We start from the raw sequence: 13,309 nt of genomic DNA, 5'->3' as shown, positions 1-13,309 counted from the left end.
CGGGCGCCGGGATTTCGCCGATGGTGTTACCTTCGTGGCAGACCCCGACGCGCGATCCGCCCCTCCCATCCTTCCATGAGCCGACTGCAACAAGCCCTGAACCGACTGTCCGCCGACCGGCTCCGGGGCGTGCGCCGCGGCGTCGAGAAGGAAAGCCTGCGGGCCACCCCGGAAGGCAGCCTGGCGCTCACCCCGCACCCGGCGGCGCTCGGCTCGGCGCTGACGCATCCCCACATCACCACCGACTACAGCGAGTCGCAGCTGGAACTGATCACGGGCGTGCACGCGACGCCCGAGACCTGCCTGGAGGAATTGCTGCGCATCCACCAGTTCACCGCGCGCAGCCTGCAGGACGAGATGATGTGGGCGTCCAGCATGCCGTGCCGGCTGCCGCCCGCCGAGACCATCCCGATCGGGCGCTACGGCTGCTCCAACGTCGCCCGCGCCAAGAGCGTCTATCGCATGGGCCTGGCGCACCGCTACGGCCGCCGCATGCAGACCATCTCCGGCATCCACTACAACTGGTCGATGCCGGGCGTGGGCAGCGACGAGTACTTCGCGCTGATCCGCAACTTCCGGCGCCACGCCTTCCTGCTGCTGTTCCTGTTCGGCGCCTCGCCGGCGGTGGCCTCGTCCTTCGTCGACGGCCGCCCGCACGAGCTGCAGACCTTGGCGGAGGGCACGCTGTACATGCCCTACGGCACCTCGCTGCGCATGGGGCGCCTGGGCTACCAGAGCGAGGCCCAGGCCAGCCTGGCAGTGAGCTACAACGGGCTGGACGGCTACGCGGCTTCGCTGCACGAGGCGCTGACCCGGCCCTATCCGCCGTACGAGGCGGTGGGCCTGACCAACCCCGGCGGCGAATACAACCAGCTCGCCACCAGCCTGCTGCAGATCGAGAACGAGTTCTACGGCACCATCCGGCCCAAGCGCGTGATCCGCCCGGGCGAGCGGCCGCTGCATGCGCTGCGCGAGCGCGGGGTCGAGTACGTGGAGGTGCGCCTGCTCGACCTCGATCCCTTCGTGGCGGTGGGCCTCAAGGCCACGACGGTGCGCTTCCTCGACGTCTTCCTGCTGCACTGCCTGCTGGCCGACAGCCCGCCCGACACGCCGGCCGAGATCGCGCAGATCGGCCGCAACCAGCACAAGACGGCGGCCTTCGGGCGCCAGCCGGGGCTGCGGCTGGAGCGCGGCGGCCAGGAGGTGGCGCTCACCGACTGGGCGCACGAACTGCTGGACGCCTTCGCGCCGGTGGCGGCCGCGCTCGATGCCGCGCACGGCGCCAGCGACCATGCCGATGCGCTGCGTGCCGCGCGCACCATGCTCGAGGATCCGTCCCTGCTGCCCTCGGCCCGCGTGCTGCACGTCATGCGGCAGGACTACGGCAACTCCTTCCTGCGCTTCGTGCGCGCGCAGTCGCAGCAGATCCACGCCAAGCTGGTGTCGCTGCCCTTCAGCACGTCCGAGCAGGCGCGCTTCGCCGAACTGGCGCGCCACTCGCTGCAGGAGCAGAAGGACATCGAGGCGAGCGACAAGCTGGACTTCGAGGCTTATCGCCAGCAGTACGTCTCGCCCCAGCGGCTGGAACTGACGCGCGCCGCCGTCGAACCCGCCTTGGCCGCGGTCTGAGCGCGCCCCGACGGGGCTGCTTTTGGTAACAGGTCTTGCCCGGCCGGACACCGGGCGCCGATACGGCCGAGCCAAACTGCATGCCTGAGCTTCCACGAGGGGAACGAATGAACAAGCGACGAGCCAACGGCGCGCTGGTGGCAGGACTGCTGGCCATGGCCCTGGGCCCTGCATGGGCCGACAAGCCGGAATGGGCCGGCCAGGGCAAGGACCGGCACAAGGCCGGCAAGGACAAGCACGGGGGGCACGGCGACCGTCGCGAACCGCGCGTGGGCCGCTATTTCGACGACCGTGACCGGCGCGTGGCGCACGGCTGGTACGACGACCACTACGGCGGTGGACGCAAGGGCTGCCCGCCCGGACTGGCGAAGAAGAACAACGGCTGCATGCCGCCGGGGCAGGCCAGGAAGTACGCGGTCGGCCGGCCGCTGCCGGCCGGCGTGGTGATGTACCCGGTACCGGCAGCCATCGTGGTGCAGCTGCCGCCCCCGCCGCACGGCCACAAGTACGTGCGGGTGGCCACCGACATCCTGCTGATCGCGGTCGGCACCTCGATGGTGGTGGACGCGATCACCGACCTCGGCCGGCTGTGAGGGCGTGACGCATGTCGAGGACGGCTGCTGCGGCCGTCCTTGCCCGCCATCAGAGCGGACCGCGGATCGCCTTCAGGCCGATCCAGGCCGCCAGCGTCACGGCGGCGACCGGCACGCTGAGCGCGCTGGGCACGTAGAACAGCAGCGACAGCACGGGTGACTCCAGGATGATCTCGACCACCCCGCCCAGCCCGTAGAAGAACAAACCCCATCCCATCCAGCGCCAGAGGTAGGTGGGCAGCCAGCGTGCCTGTTCGCGGTTGTGGCGCCAGGCCGCGGCCCGCTCGAACACGCTGCCCCGGGTCACGTCCCTGAACAGCCAGCCGAAGAAGAAGTAGCGATACAGAAGGGTGCCGAACGTCAGTTCCTGCACGACGCGAACCCCGTTGCCGATGATGCCGCGCCAGTGTCGGACGCAGGCTGGCGGGGCTTTGTAGGAGCCGGCCGGCCGCATCCGTGAGCCAGCGGCGCGCGCGTCGACGTAGCCCTGCCTCGGCGCTACCCGGTGCAGGTCGCCGCTTCGCTGCGGCGGAACGAGGTCCCGCGCGCCAGCGCGATCGGGCCGTCGCCGCCGGTCACGCGCAGTTCGTCGCCCTGCTTTTCCAGCACCAGGGCGCCGACCTTGGTGGACTGGGTGCGCAGCACCTGCCCTTCGATGCGCCCCTCGATGCTGCGGCTGCGTCCCTTGCGCAGCAGTTCGCCCTCGACCTGCTCCTCGCGCTGGTTCAGCCGCAGGCTGAATTCGTGCAGCAGCCCGTCGCCGCACCACAGCCCCGCCACCTCGGCCGGTGGACGCGCATGGGTGTCATCGCCGTTCGCATGCGCGCCGATGGCGGCGCCCAGTCCGAGGGCACAGGCCAGCAGGGTCAGCCGGTGGAAAGCCATGCCGACACGATAGCAAAGCGGCGCGTCCTCGCGCGCCAGACAAGGCCGCATGGTGGGGTGGAGCGGTTGGGGCAGCGCGGGCCCGGACTCGATGTCCGCACGGGCACATGGCTTGCTGCCGGCCGGGCAACCGGAGGCATCCATGACGCCCTGCATCGACCGCCCCTCCCGTCGCGACTGCTGTGCTGCGCTCGCGATGCTGCTGCTCGCCGGCTGCGCCACGACGGGCCGGACCTCGCGCCTGGCGCCGGACGACGAGGAGCAGGCGCTGCGCGCCGCCGGGATCGGCCTGTACGAGCTGTCCGCCGGCCGGCTCGCGCAGGTGCACGCGGGGCGGAGCGAACTGCAGGCCTTCGGCCGCCTGCTCGCCGAGCACCACGAAACCGCCAACGCATCACTGCTCAGCCTGCTCCAGTCGCGCGGCGTCGAACCGCCTCGCGCCATGCCGGCCTGGCTGGAACTGCGGCTGGCGCGGCTGCGGCCCGGTGGCGGCGCGGGCTTCGACCAGCACTTCGTGCAGGTCGCCGGACTGGAGGACCACGAGCGCCTGCTCGCCGAGTACGCCACTTCGGCGAGCACCGTGCAGGATGCCGGCCTGCGCGCCTGGTTCGCCAGCCAGTTGCCGGCCCTGCGAAGCCACCTGGCGGTGGCACGTTCGCTGGCGGCGGCGCCCGCCGCGTGAAGCGGAAGACCTCCTACACCACGGCCGCATCCCTGACTACAGACCGTGCCGGTGTGCCGCCTACAGTCAGCGCGCGCACGGGTGCACGGTGTGCCACGGGCGCACATCCCAAGGAGAGAGCCATGCGATCGTCCAAGACTTCTTCCCCCGGCGCGAGCCGCAGCAGCGGCAATGCCGGAAGCCGCGGCAGCCGCGGCCAGGCCAACAGCGGCAGCATGGGCAGCAGCGAAGCCAGCAGCACCAGCCGCCCCGAGTCCGGTGGCAAGGGCGCACGCACCGCCAGCACCGGCAACCCGTCCCGGACGGGCAGCAGCAGCCGCAGCAAGAGCCGCTGAGCCGCGCGCCGCCGGCGGCGCGCCTGGCACGCCCCGCCCGGCGGGCGGGGCCACCCCCGCGACAGGCCAGGGGCCTCCCTTGGCCGACAATGGGGGCAATGTCCGCAGTCTTTCTCCCGATCACCCACGCTTCCAATTTCCGGGACCTCGCCGCCAACGTCCGCAGCGTGGCCATCCGCCCCCAGGTCCTGTTCCGCTCCGACCACCTCGGCGCCCTCGATGCGAACGACGCGCAGCAGATCCGCTCGCTGGGCGTGCGCCGCGTGCTCGACTTCCGCGGCGTCGACGAACGCACCGCAGCCATGTGCGCGCTGCCCGACGTGCAGGTCCACTCGCTGGCCATAGAGCCCACCATCGTGCAGGTGCTGTCCGAGCTCCTGGAGGGCGGCCACAGGCCCAGCGAGGTCGAGGTGGTGGGCCACATGCAGGACACCTACCGCGGCTTCGTGCGCACCAGCAGCCACCGGTTCGCCGAGTTCTTCCGGCTGCTGCTGGCGTCGGACGAACCGACGGTCTTCCATTGCACCGCCGGCAAGGACCGCACCGGCTTCGCGGCCGCGCTGGTGCTGCATGCGCTGGGTGCCACGCGCGAGGAGGTGATGCACGACTACCTGCTCACCAACCAGCGCATGAAGCCGCCGTCCTGGGCCTGGCGCGGCCTCGAGCCGCACGTGGCACGCGTGCTGTGGGGCGTGCAGCCGGAATTCCTGCAGGCTTCGCTGGACGCGATCGACCAGGATTACGGCGGCCTGGAGGCCTACCTGCGCGAAGGCCTGGGCCTGGGCCCGGCCGAGCGCGATCGCCTGCGCGCGCTCTATTGCCGCTGAGCGCGCGGGTCCTGCGCCTGCAAGCAGCGGGCGTCGCGGCCGGCGCATTCATCGACTGGCGGCGCACGCCAAGCCCTGCCGTTCTCCTACTCCGTTGGCCGCGCGGCGCCGACAGATGCGCCGTCCCGCGCGTGCCCACCATGGCGGCAACCATGGGCAAGCTGCTGTATCCCCTGATCGGCGTGCCCGCACTCGGTGCGGCGCTGTATGCAGCGGCGCTCACTTGGCTGTGGTTCCGCCAGGAGCGGCTGCTGTTCGAGCCGGCGCCGCTGCCGGCCGACGAACCCCTGTTCGACGATCCCGACGTGCGCGAATTCATGGTGGACGTGCCCGGCGCCCGCCTGTCCGTCGCCCAGCTCAGGCTGCCGCAGCCGCGCGGCGTCGTGTTCTACCTGCATGGCAATTCGGGCAACCTGCGCAAGTGGTTCGGCGGGCTCGATGCCTTCCGGGAACTGAACTTCGACCTGGTCATGCCCGACTACCGCGGCTACGGCAAGAGCACCGGCTGCATCGAGAGCGAGGCGCAACTGCATGACGACGTGCGGGCGGTGTGGAATGCCGTGGCCGGCGACTACGCCGGGCGCCGCATCGTGGTCTCCGGGCAGTCGCTCGGCACCGCCCTGGCCGCACGGCTGTCGGCGGAACTGGGCGCCGCCGGGCAGCCGCCGGACCTCACCCTGCTGATCTCGCCCTACAGCAGCATGCGCGCCCTCGCCGACGAGCTCTATCCCTGGGTGCCCAGCCGGGTGCTGCGCTACCCGCTGACCACGGCCGACCATGCCTGCCAGGTGAAGGGGCCGCTGATGCTGGTGCACGGGGACCGCGACGAATTGATCGGCCATCACCACAGCGAGGCGATCCGCAAGCTGCTGCCCCAGTGCCGCATGCTGCTGGTGGAAGGCGCGGGGCACGGCGACCTGCATCGTTTCCCGTCGTTCCGGCAGGCGGTGGCGTCGGCGCTGGCCGGACTGGCGGTGCTGGGCGCGACCCCGGCCTCCTACGCCGCGTCCGGCGAGGCGCCTACAGCCGCCGCGCGCTGAGGGCGCAAGGATGGGGATCACCCATCCGGAGGCCCGATGAGCAAGCAGACCCCATCCACCGGCGGCGCGCCGCGCCAGGACGCCGCCGACCGATCCGAAGGCCGGCAGGACCGCCGCGGCCAGGCCCCTGAAGCCGAGGGCAAGGTCGGCCTCACCAGCGATCGCCAGCCGGAGCTGGTGGCGCCCAGCGGCGTCAACCAGCGCGACCACGGCGCGGCGGAAGACAAGCCCATGGCCGGCGGGCCGGTGAACCTGGACGACGACGACGAGATCCGCCCGCGCGGCAACACGGCGCGCAGCCAGGGCACCTGGGAGGCGCAGGGCGGCGACGGCGGCGAGCTGGGCAAGGCGCCCGGCCCGGGACTGTCCGACCACAACGGGCCGAGCGACCCCGACGCGAAGAAGACGCCGCGCACGCCGCGCTCCTGAGCCGCGCGGCCTGCCGTGGTGCCGCGTCCTACAGCAGCGGCAGAGGCAAGCTGACGAGGCCGGGAATGCCGCCTGCCTAGAGTGCAGCCAATGCCATCCATGGCCACAACAGGAGGTCCCGTGAATTCCCCCAGACAGCCCCGCAGCGGCGAGCGCGCGCCCGAATCCGAGCAGGACCGCACGCGCAACACGCCCGCGCCCGACATGCAGCCCGAGGATGCCGGAACGGCCGAGAGCGGCAACGACCCGGCGCCGCGCCAGGGCACCGCCGCCGAGAAGGCGATGAAGCAGGCGAGCAAGACGGACGCCGAGTCCGGCGAGCGGCGTCGTTGAGCGCGGGCGTGCCCATGACGTCCACCGTGCCGGACGCACTCGAGTTGCTCGAGTCCGACCACGAAGCCCTGCGCCAGTTGTTCCGGGACTACGAGGTGCTGGCCGCCAACCGTGCGGCCGAAGCCCGCCGCAAGTCGCTGGCCGAACAGATCTGCCTGGAACTGACCATCCATGCCAAGCTCGAGGACGAGCTGTTCTACCCCGCGGCGCGCGAAGCGACCCGGGCCGGGGAGTTGATGGACCGTGCGGAGGTCGAGCACGCCACCTTGAGCGACCTGGTGGGGCAGATCCTGGCCATGGACGCCCACGAGGACCTGTACGACGCCAAGGTCCTCGTGCTGGGCGAGTACGCGCGACACCACTTCATGGAGGAACGCGACGCAGTCTTCCCGCGGCTGCGCGCCAGCGGCCTGGACCTGCTACGGCTGGGCCAGCGGCTGGCCCTGCGCCGCGGCGAGCTGCAGGCCGTGCCCGAGGCGCTGCGCGAGGAACTGCTGGCCTCGGCCATCGCCTGAGCAGCCGGGCTCCGCAGGCCCGTGCTCCCGGCCTGCGCTTGTCCTACAGAGTTCGACAGTGCGAGACGACAGCCTCCCCGTTGGGCACCCCTAGAGTGGGCGCAGGCAGCCACGGGCTGCCGGCAGTCCTCGTCTTCCCAAGAGACATCAACCAAGGAGATCCAGATGAACGCATCCCACTTTCCGCGCGGCGCCGCGCTGGCCGTGATCGCAGCAGCAGCCCTGACACTGGCCGGCTGCGGCCAGAACGGCGGCAGCGACACGGCCGGCACGCGCTCCGGCAGCAGCACGGCCGGCACGAGCGGCAGCACCACTTCGCCCTCGAGCAGCGGCGGGTCCACGAGCATGGGCAGCAGCGGCAGCACCGGCGCGTCCGGTTCGGCCAGCGGCAGCAGCACTTCGCCCAGCACCTCGCCGAGCACCGCGGGCAGCTCCGGCTCCTCCGGTTCCTCCGGCACCAGCGGCATGGGCGCCAGCGGCAGCTCCGGCAGCAGCACCAGCCCGAGCACCAGCGGCTCGAGCGGCTCCAGCGATTCCAGCACCTCCGGCAGCAGCGGTTCCGGTTCCGGCTCGATGGGCGCCTCCGGCTCCACCAGCAGCACCAGCACGTCGACCCGTTGATGCTGCCTGCCTTCGCCGCGGCCATCCTCGCGACGGCCGCGCTGGTGGCCTGCGGGCGGGGCGCCGACAGCGGCGCCACCGCCAACCCGAATGCCCAGGGCAGTCCGGGCACCGGCAATCCCACCCAGGCACGGGCGCCGCAGGCGCCCGATGGCCCGCCCGGCGGCCCGTCGGGCGTGAAGGGCTCGGCACCGCATCCGGGCTCGTCCGGCGGCGAGCCGGTCGCCGGTGCCACCGGGAGCGGCACCCAGGGCAGTGGCTCCGGTGCCGGCCTCGGCGGCGGATTGGGCGAGGGGCGTACCGCCATGGGGGCCGCGCCGGCGGCATCGGCCCCGAGCGGGTCCGCGGCGCCTCCCGGAAGCAGCAATCGATCCAGCGCCACGGGCAGTCGCTGACCGCCCGTCCGGCGCCGCGTCGTCAGCCGCCGGTGGCGACCGGCCGCGCCGGATCGCGCGACCACTCGCTCCAGCTGCCGGCGTAGAGGCCGGTCGGGCCCAGGCCCGCCAGTTCCATCGCGATCAGGTTGGGCACCGCACTGACTCCGCTGCCGCAGTGATGGACCACGCCGGCCGGGTCGCGCCCCTGCAGCAGTTGTTCGAACTCGGCGCGCAACTCGGCCGGCGGCCGGAAACGCCCGTCGGGGCCGATGTTCAGCGACGACGGCCGGTTCAGCGCGCCCGGAATGTGTCCGGCGATGGGGTCGAACGGCTCGACCTCGCCGCGGTAGCGCGCCGCGGCACGGGCATCCACCAGCGTCTGCCGCCCGCCCTGCAGTGCCGCCAGCACGTCGTCGGTGCGCACCAGCCGGCGCAGCGGTGCGCCGAGCCGGAAGTTGGACTGGAAGTGCGCGGGCTCCTCGCCCGCCACCACCTCGCCGCCGGCGGCCTGCCAGGCTTGCAGGCCGCCATCGAGCACGGCCACGGCGTCGTGGCCTGCCCACTTGAGCATCCACCAGAGGCGGCCGCAATACGCGGCGTTCTGGCGGTCGTAGACCACCGCCTGCATGTCGTTCGCGAAGCCGACGCTGCTGAGCCACATCGCGAATTTCTCGCGGCTGGGCAGGGGATGGCGGCCGCCCGAGGCTGCATCGGCGTGGGGGTGGTGGCGGCCGTCGGGATCGACCACGCCCTGGTCCGACAGGTCGGTGTCCAGGTTGGCGTAGACGGCCCCCGGCAGGTGCGCGTTGCGGTACTGCTCCTCGCCGGCCGCCGGGTTGGTGAGCTCGAAACTGCAGTCGAACACCATCAGGCGGGCGTCCGGGACGCGCAGCGCCATCAGTTGCTCGGCGGTGATCAGGGTGGTGAACATCCTCAATGCTCCTCGGCCGGGGCGTGGGGTGCCGCACGCGCGCGCAGCACGGTGCCGGCGATGCCGCTGGCGATGATCAGTGCCATGCCGGCCCAGCCGATCGGCGGGATGATCTCGCCGAACAGCAGCACGCCGTACAGGGCGCCGAACACGAGTCCCGAGTATTGCAAATTGGCCACCACGAGTGTGGCGCCCTGGCTGTAGGCGCGCGTCATCGCCCATTGGCCGAGCGAGGCCAGCAGGGCCATGGGCAGCAGCCAGAGCGCGTACCAGCCCCAGGGCGAGGCGCCGATCACGAGCATGCCGCCGCCGCCCGCGACGGCCGACCCGACCCCGAAATAGAACACCGTGCGCGCCTCCGGCTCGCCGATGCGGCCCAGCGCCATCACCTGCATGTAGGCGAAGGCCGCCCCCAGCCCCGACAGCAGCCCCACCAGGCCCGCGAAGACCTGGTTCTGCTCGATGGTGGGTCGCAGCATCATCACCACGCCGACGAAGCCGGCCAGCACCGCCAGCGCCAGCGGCCCCTGGCGCAGCGCGCCGGCCCTCGGGTTCCAGGCGAGCAGCGCGCCACCGACCAGGAAGGCGGCGATCCAGACGCTGCTCATGTAGTTGAGCGTCATCGCGGTGGCCAGCGGCAGGCCGGCAATGGCATAGAACCAGGCGCCCAGCGACATCACGCCGACCAGGCTGCGCCAAGCGTGCATGCCCGGATAGGCGGTGCGCAGCGTCGTGCCCTGGCGGCGCGCCATCAGCCACATCAGCAGCATGCCGACCAGGCCGCGGTAGAACACCAGCTCGGCCGCGTTGAACCATTCGGAGGCCACCTTCACGCACACCGCCATCGAGGCGAACGAGAAGGCCGCCAGGATCATCCAGAGGGCTTGCACGGGTCGTAGCCAGTTCTTCAACGGTGCACGGAACGAGGCGCGGTGTACGGAATCGCATGGCCCAAGTCCAGTGCCACCGCGGAACCGGCTCTGCCGGGCCGCTGGTGGCGCCCCTTGAGGGGAGGCGCCGCAGGCGCTTCGGGGTGGTCCATCACTCGGGCCAGGTTCGCGCGAGCCACGGCTGGGCGGCCAGCCGCCGCTGCTCGAAGTCGGCGATGCGCTCGCGTTGGGCGAGCGTGGCGCCGATCCAGTCGATGTCCTCGGTCAGCAGCAGGGTCTCGCGGGCGCTCAGCGCGAAGGAAAAGGACTCGCCGCCGGCGGTTACCCGGCGCTGCAGCACGTCAATTTCCACCCGCAACGGTGCCGCGGCGGCCAGCGCGAACAGGCGATCGACGGCAGCCGGCGCCAGCACCAGGGCCGCAACGCCGTTGAGCGGGCAGTTCTGCCGGAAGATGTCGCCGAAGCTGGGCGCCAGCACGGCGCGGAAGCCCTGGTCGCGTAGCGCCCACACGGCGTGCTCGCGGCTGGAGCCGCAGCCGAAGTTCTCGCGCGCCAGCAGCACGGTGGCGCCGCGCAGTTCCGGGCGGTTGAGCGGGAAGTCCGGGTTGGGTCGGCGCCGCGAGTGGTCGCTGTCCAGGTCGCCCGGATCCAGGTAGCGCCAGTTGTCGAACAGCACGGGGCCGTAGCCGCTGCGCGCGGTGGACCGGCCGTACTGCTTGGGGAAGATCGCGTCGGTGTCGACGTTGGGGCGGTCCAGCGGCACCACCGTGCCGCCGTGGCGACCGTCCGGGAAGGAAGGCATCAGATGGCGAAGCGTCCCGCACCGACGCGCCGGCGGTACCACTCGTGGAAGTGCTGCATGCCGTCTTCCATCGGGCTCTGGTAGGGGCCGACCTCGTTCTCGCCGCGCTCCATCAGGGCCTTGCGGCCCGCGTCCATGCGCAGGGCGATCTCGTCGTCCTCCACGCAGGTCTCCATGTAGGCGGCCTGCTGCGCCTCGACGAAGCCGCGCTCGAAGGCGGCGATCTCCTCCGGGTAGAAGAAGGCGACCATGTTGAGCGTCTTCTGCGGCGATACCGGGTGCAGCGTCGACACCGTGAGCACGTGCGGATACCACTCCACCATGATGTGCGGGTAGTAGGTCAGCCAGATCGCGCCGTACTTCGGCGGCTCGCCCTTGCGGTAGGCCAGCAGCTCGTTCTGCCAGCGTTCGTACACCGGGCTGCCGGCCTTGCCCAGCCGGTTGGCGACCCCGACCGTCTGCACCGAGAAGTGCTCCTTGAACTCCCAGCGCAGGTCGTCGCAGGTGACGAAGTTGCCCAGGCCGGGATGGAACGGGCCGACGTGGTAGTCCTCCAGGTAGACCTCGATGAAGGTCTTCCAGTTGTAGTCGCACTCGTGCAGCTCGACGCGGTCCAGCACCATGCCGGTGAAGTCGAGGTCGGCGCGCTGGCGCATGCCGGCCAGCTCGGCCTCGATGTCCACGCCGTTGTCCTCGAACAGCAGGCCGTTCCACTCGCGCAGGCGCGAGTTGTTCAGGTTCAGGCAGGGGTCCTGCGGGAAATGCGGCGCGCCCATCAGGGTGCCGGCCTGGCTGCCGTTGCTGCCGGCGCTGTAGGTCCAGCGGTGCAGCGGGCACACGATGTTGCCGCCGGCGCCGGCGGTCGAGCCGCTGCCGCGCAGCATCACGGCCTGGCGGTGCCGGCAGACGTTGGAGATCAGCTCCACGCCCTTGGGAGTGCGCAGCAGCGCACGGCCTTCGCCCTCCTGGGGCAGGGCGTAGTAGTCGCCGACCTCGGGGACGGAAAGGGCGTGCCCCACGTAGCGGGGCCCGCGCTGGAAGATCGTCTCCATCTCGCGCCGGAAGAGCGCCTCGTCGAAGTAGCTGCTGACGGGAAGTTGGCTTTGGGCCTGCTGGAACTGAAGACTTAAATCAGACATTTCACCTGACCTAGAGACTCCCCCTATGAAGGGGCAGGGAAAGCGCATGGTCCTGCGGACAGGGGCGCGCAAAGGGAGGGCGATTGTAGCCCTGGGGTCAGGATGGGGCCCGCCGCCCTAAAATCCACGGTTTTTCCCCGAGAAATCCATGCCAGAGGATCCGTCCAACCCGCCCGTGAGCTACGAGGCGGCCCTGCAGGAGCTGGACCAGCTGGTGCAGGTGATCGAGTCCGGCCAGTTGCCGCTGGAGCAGCTGCTCTCGGGCTACAAGCGAGGTGCCGAGCTGCTGGCCTTCTGCCGGGACAAGCTCGAAGCCGTGGAGAACCAGATCCGGGTGCTCGACGAAGGCACGCTCAAGCCATGGACGCCGCAGTGAGCGCGACCCCGGCGTTCGCGCCGTTCGACCTGCCGGCCTGGAGCACCGCGCGCCTGGCGCAGGTGGAGGCCGCCCTGTCCGACTGGGTGCCGGCCGATGCGCCGGCGGGCCTGGGCGAGGCCATGCGCTACGCCGTGCTCGACGGCGGCAAGCGGCTGCGGCCGCTGCTGGTGCTGGCGGCGGCCGAGGCGGTCGGCGGCCATCCGCAGGCGGCGCTGCGCGCGGCCTGCGCCGTGGAACTGATCCACGCCTATTCGCTGGTGCACGACGACATGCCCTGCATGGACGACGACGTGCTGCGCCGGGGCAAGCCCACCGTGCACGTGCGCTTCGGCCAGGCCCAGGCGCTGCTGGCGGGCGATGCGCTGCAGGCGCTGGCCTTCGAACTGCTGGCGCCGGACGGCGTGGGCATCGCCGACGCGGTGCAGGCCTCGCTGTGCCGCCTGCTGGCGCGCGCCGCCGGCGCGCAGGGCATGGCCGGTGGCCAGGCGATCGACCTGGCCAGCGTCGGCCGGGCGCTGGACGAAGGCCAGCTGCGCCGCATGCACCGCTTCAAGACCGGGGCGCTGCTGCAGGCCAGCGTGGCCATGGGCGCCGCCTGCGGCGCGCCGCAGGCCCGGGCCCGCGAGGCCCTGGACCGTTACGGCGCGGCCATCGGCCTGGCCTTCCAGGTGGTGGACGACATCCTGGACGTCACGGCCGATTCGCAGACGCTGGGCAAGACGGCCGGCAAGGATGCCCGGCAGGACAAGCCCACCTACGTGTCGCTGCTGGGCCTGGAGCCCTCGCGGGCCCATGCCCGCGAACTGCTGGCCGAGGCGCTCGCCGCGCTGGACGCCAGCGGGCTGGCCGACACCCGCGCGCTGGCCGCGCTCGCCCGCATGGTGGTGGAACGCAAGAACTAG

Annotated in this window: 19 protein-coding genes; 13 read left to right on the top strand and 6 right to left on the bottom strand. The window is 71.7% G+C overall.

The features are described 5' to 3' along the window. Positions 1–75 precede the first annotated feature (75 nt). Together gshA and VEC03_RS01640 are read left to right on the top strand one after the other, a co-directional pair. Positions 76–1,629, top strand: a complete 1,554-nt coding sequence (gene gshA / locus VEC03_RS01645; protein WP_324912387.1) for a glutamate--cysteine ligase — start codon at positions 76–78, stop codon at positions 1,627–1,629. A 107-nt stretch (positions 1,630–1,736) separates the two neighbouring features. Then, entirely contained in the window at positions 1,737–2,222 is a 486-nt protein-coding gene (locus VEC03_RS01640) for an RcnB family protein (RefSeq protein WP_324912386.1), read from the top strand. A 49-nt stretch (positions 2,223–2,271) separates the two neighbouring features. On the opposite strand, the gene VEC03_RS01635 is transcribed toward VEC03_RS01640, so the two are convergent. Further along, complete coding sequence (locus tag VEC03_RS01635; protein WP_324912385.1) at positions 2,272–2,595, bottom strand: hypothetical protein; 324 nt, start codon at positions 2,593–2,595, stop codon at positions 2,272–2,274. 125 nt (positions 2,596–2,720) lie between these two features. Beyond that, the gene (locus VEC03_RS01630; RefSeq protein WP_324912384.1) at positions 2,721–3,107 is read right to left on the bottom strand and encodes a hypothetical protein; all 387 of its coding nucleotides are present in this window, start codon (positions 3,105–3,107) and stop codon (positions 2,721–2,723) included. Between the two features lie 142 nt (positions 3,108–3,249). On the opposite strand from VEC03_RS01630, the gene VEC03_RS01625 reads away from it, so the two are divergent. The 9 genes from VEC03_RS01625 to VEC03_RS01585 all read left to right on the top strand — a co-directional run bounded on the left by VEC03_RS01625 (position 3,250) and on the right by VEC03_RS01585 (position 8,284). Then, positions 3,250–3,789: a DUF4142 domain-containing protein gene (locus VEC03_RS01625; protein ID WP_324912383.1), complete on the top strand. Its 540-nt coding sequence runs from the start codon at positions 3,250–3,252 to the stop codon at positions 3,787–3,789. A gap of 122 nt (positions 3,790–3,911) precedes the next feature. Next, complete coding sequence (locus VEC03_RS01620; protein ID WP_324912382.1) at positions 3,912–4,124, top strand: hypothetical protein; 213 nt, start codon at positions 3,912–3,914, stop codon at positions 4,122–4,124. A gap of 98 nt (positions 4,125–4,222) precedes the next feature. Continuing rightward, a complete protein-coding gene (locus tag VEC03_RS01615) occupies positions 4,223–4,951 on the top strand; it encodes a tyrosine-protein phosphatase (protein WP_324912381.1) in 729 nt (242 codons plus the stop codon). Between the two features lie 152 nt (positions 4,952–5,103). Continuing rightward, complete coding sequence (locus VEC03_RS01610; protein ID WP_324912380.1) at positions 5,104–5,991, top strand: alpha/beta hydrolase; 888 nt, start codon at positions 5,104–5,106, stop codon at positions 5,989–5,991. Between the two features lie 36 nt (positions 5,992–6,027). Further along, positions 6,028–6,420, top strand: a complete 393-nt coding sequence (locus tag VEC03_RS01605) for a hypothetical protein (protein ID WP_324912379.1) — start codon at positions 6,028–6,030, stop codon at positions 6,418–6,420. A 120-nt stretch (positions 6,421–6,540) separates the two neighbouring features. Further along, positions 6,541–6,753 (top strand): hypothetical protein, encoded by a 213-nt coding sequence (locus tag VEC03_RS01600; RefSeq protein ID WP_324912378.1) that lies wholly within the window; start codon positions 6,541–6,543, stop codon positions 6,751–6,753. A gap of 14 nt (positions 6,754–6,767) precedes the next feature. Further along, positions 6,768–7,268, top strand: coding sequence for a hemerythrin domain-containing protein (locus tag VEC03_RS01595; RefSeq protein ID WP_324912377.1), 501 nt, complete (start codon positions 6,768–6,770; stop codon positions 7,266–7,268). Positions 7,269–7,433: 165 nt separating this feature from the next. After that, the gene (locus tag VEC03_RS01590; protein WP_324912376.1) at positions 7,434–7,889 is read left to right on the top strand and encodes a hypothetical protein; all 456 of its coding nucleotides are present in this window, start codon (positions 7,434–7,436) and stop codon (positions 7,887–7,889) included. Further along, a complete protein-coding gene (locus tag VEC03_RS01585; protein ID WP_324912375.1) occupies positions 7,889–8,284 on the top strand; it encodes a hypothetical protein in 396 nt (131 codons plus the stop codon). Before VEC03_RS01590 ends, VEC03_RS01585 begins: the two co-directional genes overlap by 1 nt. Positions 8,285–8,306: 22 nt before the next feature. On the opposite strand, the gene VEC03_RS01580 is transcribed toward VEC03_RS01585, so the two are convergent. The 4 genes from VEC03_RS01580 to VEC03_RS01565 all read right to left on the bottom strand — a co-directional run bounded on the left by VEC03_RS01580 (position 8,307) and on the right by VEC03_RS01565 (position 12,028). After that, a complete protein-coding gene (locus tag VEC03_RS01580) occupies positions 8,307–9,197 on the bottom strand; it encodes a sulfurtransferase (RefSeq protein ID WP_324912374.1) in 891 nt (296 codons plus the stop codon). 2 nt (positions 9,198–9,199) lie between these two features. After that, positions 9,200–10,087, bottom strand: a complete 888-nt coding sequence (locus tag VEC03_RS01575) for a DMT family transporter (RefSeq protein ID WP_324912373.1) — start codon at positions 10,085–10,087, stop codon at positions 9,200–9,202. A gap of 151 nt (positions 10,088–10,238) precedes the next feature. Then, entirely contained in the window at positions 10,239–10,889 is a 651-nt protein-coding gene (gene leuD / locus VEC03_RS01570) for a 3-isopropylmalate dehydratase small subunit (protein WP_324912372.1), read from the bottom strand. Further along, the gene (locus VEC03_RS01565; protein ID WP_324912371.1) at positions 10,889–12,028 is read right to left on the bottom strand and encodes an aromatic ring-hydroxylating dioxygenase subunit alpha; all 1,140 of its coding nucleotides are present in this window, start codon (positions 12,026–12,028) and stop codon (positions 10,889–10,891) included. The genes leuD and VEC03_RS01565 overlap by 1 nt, the downstream gene beginning before the upstream one ends. Before the next feature lie 148 nt (positions 12,029–12,176). Between VEC03_RS01565 and VEC03_RS01560 the strand changes: the two genes are divergently transcribed. Then, positions 12,177–12,404: an exodeoxyribonuclease VII small subunit gene (locus VEC03_RS01560; protein ID WP_324912370.1), complete on the top strand. Its 228-nt coding sequence runs from the start codon at positions 12,177–12,179 to the stop codon at positions 12,402–12,404. Next, positions 12,389–13,309 (top strand): farnesyl diphosphate synthase, encoded by a 921-nt coding sequence (locus tag VEC03_RS01555; protein ID WP_324912369.1) that lies wholly within the window; start codon positions 12,389–12,391, stop codon positions 13,307–13,309. Before VEC03_RS01560 ends, VEC03_RS01555 begins: the two co-directional genes overlap by 16 nt.

The sequence above is a fragment of the Ramlibacter sp. genome, from assembly GCF_035627355.1.
In the GTDB taxonomy this organism is placed as follows: Bacteria; Pseudomonadota; Gammaproteobacteria; order Burkholderiales; family Burkholderiaceae_C; genus Ramlibacter.
This window is presented reverse-complemented; position numbering and strand designations above follow the sequence as displayed.

What these genes read in the sequence shown, in the direction of transcription:
- VEC03_RS01610 (WP_324912380.1), top strand. Translation starts at nt 5,104, where the DNA reads ATGGGCAAGCTGCTGTATCCCCTGATCGGCGTGCCCGCACTCGGTGCG.
- VEC03_RS01580 (WP_324912374.1), bottom strand. Translation starts at nt 9,197, where the DNA reads ATGTTCACCACCCTGATCACCGCCGAGCAACTGATGGCGCTGCGCGTC.
- VEC03_RS01625 (WP_324912383.1), top strand. Translation starts at nt 3,250, where the DNA reads ATGACGCCCTGCATCGACCGCCCCTCCCGTCGCGACTGCTGTGCTGCG.
- VEC03_RS01640 (WP_324912386.1), top strand. Translation starts at nt 1,737, where the DNA reads ATGAACAAGCGACGAGCCAACGGCGCGCTGGTGGCAGGACTGCTGGCC.
- VEC03_RS01590 (WP_324912376.1), top strand. Translation starts at nt 7,434, where the DNA reads ATGAACGCATCCCACTTTCCGCGCGGCGCCGCGCTGGCCGTGATCGCA.
- VEC03_RS01620 (WP_324912382.1), top strand. Translation starts at nt 3,912, where the DNA reads ATGCGATCGTCCAAGACTTCTTCCCCCGGCGCGAGCCGCAGCAGCGGC.
- VEC03_RS01605 (WP_324912379.1), top strand. Translation starts at nt 6,028, where the DNA reads ATGAGCAAGCAGACCCCATCCACCGGCGGCGCGCCGCGCCAGGACGCC.
- VEC03_RS01555 (WP_324912369.1), top strand. Translation starts at nt 12,389, where the DNA reads ATGGACGCCGCAGTGAGCGCGACCCCGGCGTTCGCGCCGTTCGACCTG.
- VEC03_RS01595 (WP_324912377.1), top strand. Translation starts at nt 6,768, where the DNA reads ATGACGTCCACCGTGCCGGACGCACTCGAGTTGCTCGAGTCCGACCAC.
- VEC03_RS01630 (WP_324912384.1), bottom strand. Translation starts at nt 3,107, where the DNA reads ATGGCTTTCCACCGGCTGACCCTGCTGGCCTGTGCCCTCGGACTGGGC.
- VEC03_RS01565 (WP_324912371.1), bottom strand. Translation starts at nt 12,028, where the DNA reads ATGTCTGATTTAAGTCTTCAGTTCCAGCAGGCCCAAAGCCAACTTCCC.
- gshA (WP_324912387.1), top strand. Translation starts at nt 76, where the DNA reads ATGAGCCGACTGCAACAAGCCCTGAACCGACTGTCCGCCGACCGGCTC.
- leuD (WP_324912372.1), bottom strand. Translation starts at nt 10,889, where the DNA reads ATGCCTTCCTTCCCGGACGGTCGCCACGGCGGCACGGTGGTGCCGCTG.
- VEC03_RS01585 (WP_324912375.1), top strand. Translation starts at nt 7,889, where the DNA reads ATGCTGCCTGCCTTCGCCGCGGCCATCCTCGCGACGGCCGCGCTGGTG.
- VEC03_RS01560 (WP_324912370.1), top strand. Translation starts at nt 12,177, where the DNA reads ATGCCAGAGGATCCGTCCAACCCGCCCGTGAGCTACGAGGCGGCCCTG.
- VEC03_RS01615 (WP_324912381.1), top strand. Translation starts at nt 4,223, where the DNA reads ATGTCCGCAGTCTTTCTCCCGATCACCCACGCTTCCAATTTCCGGGAC.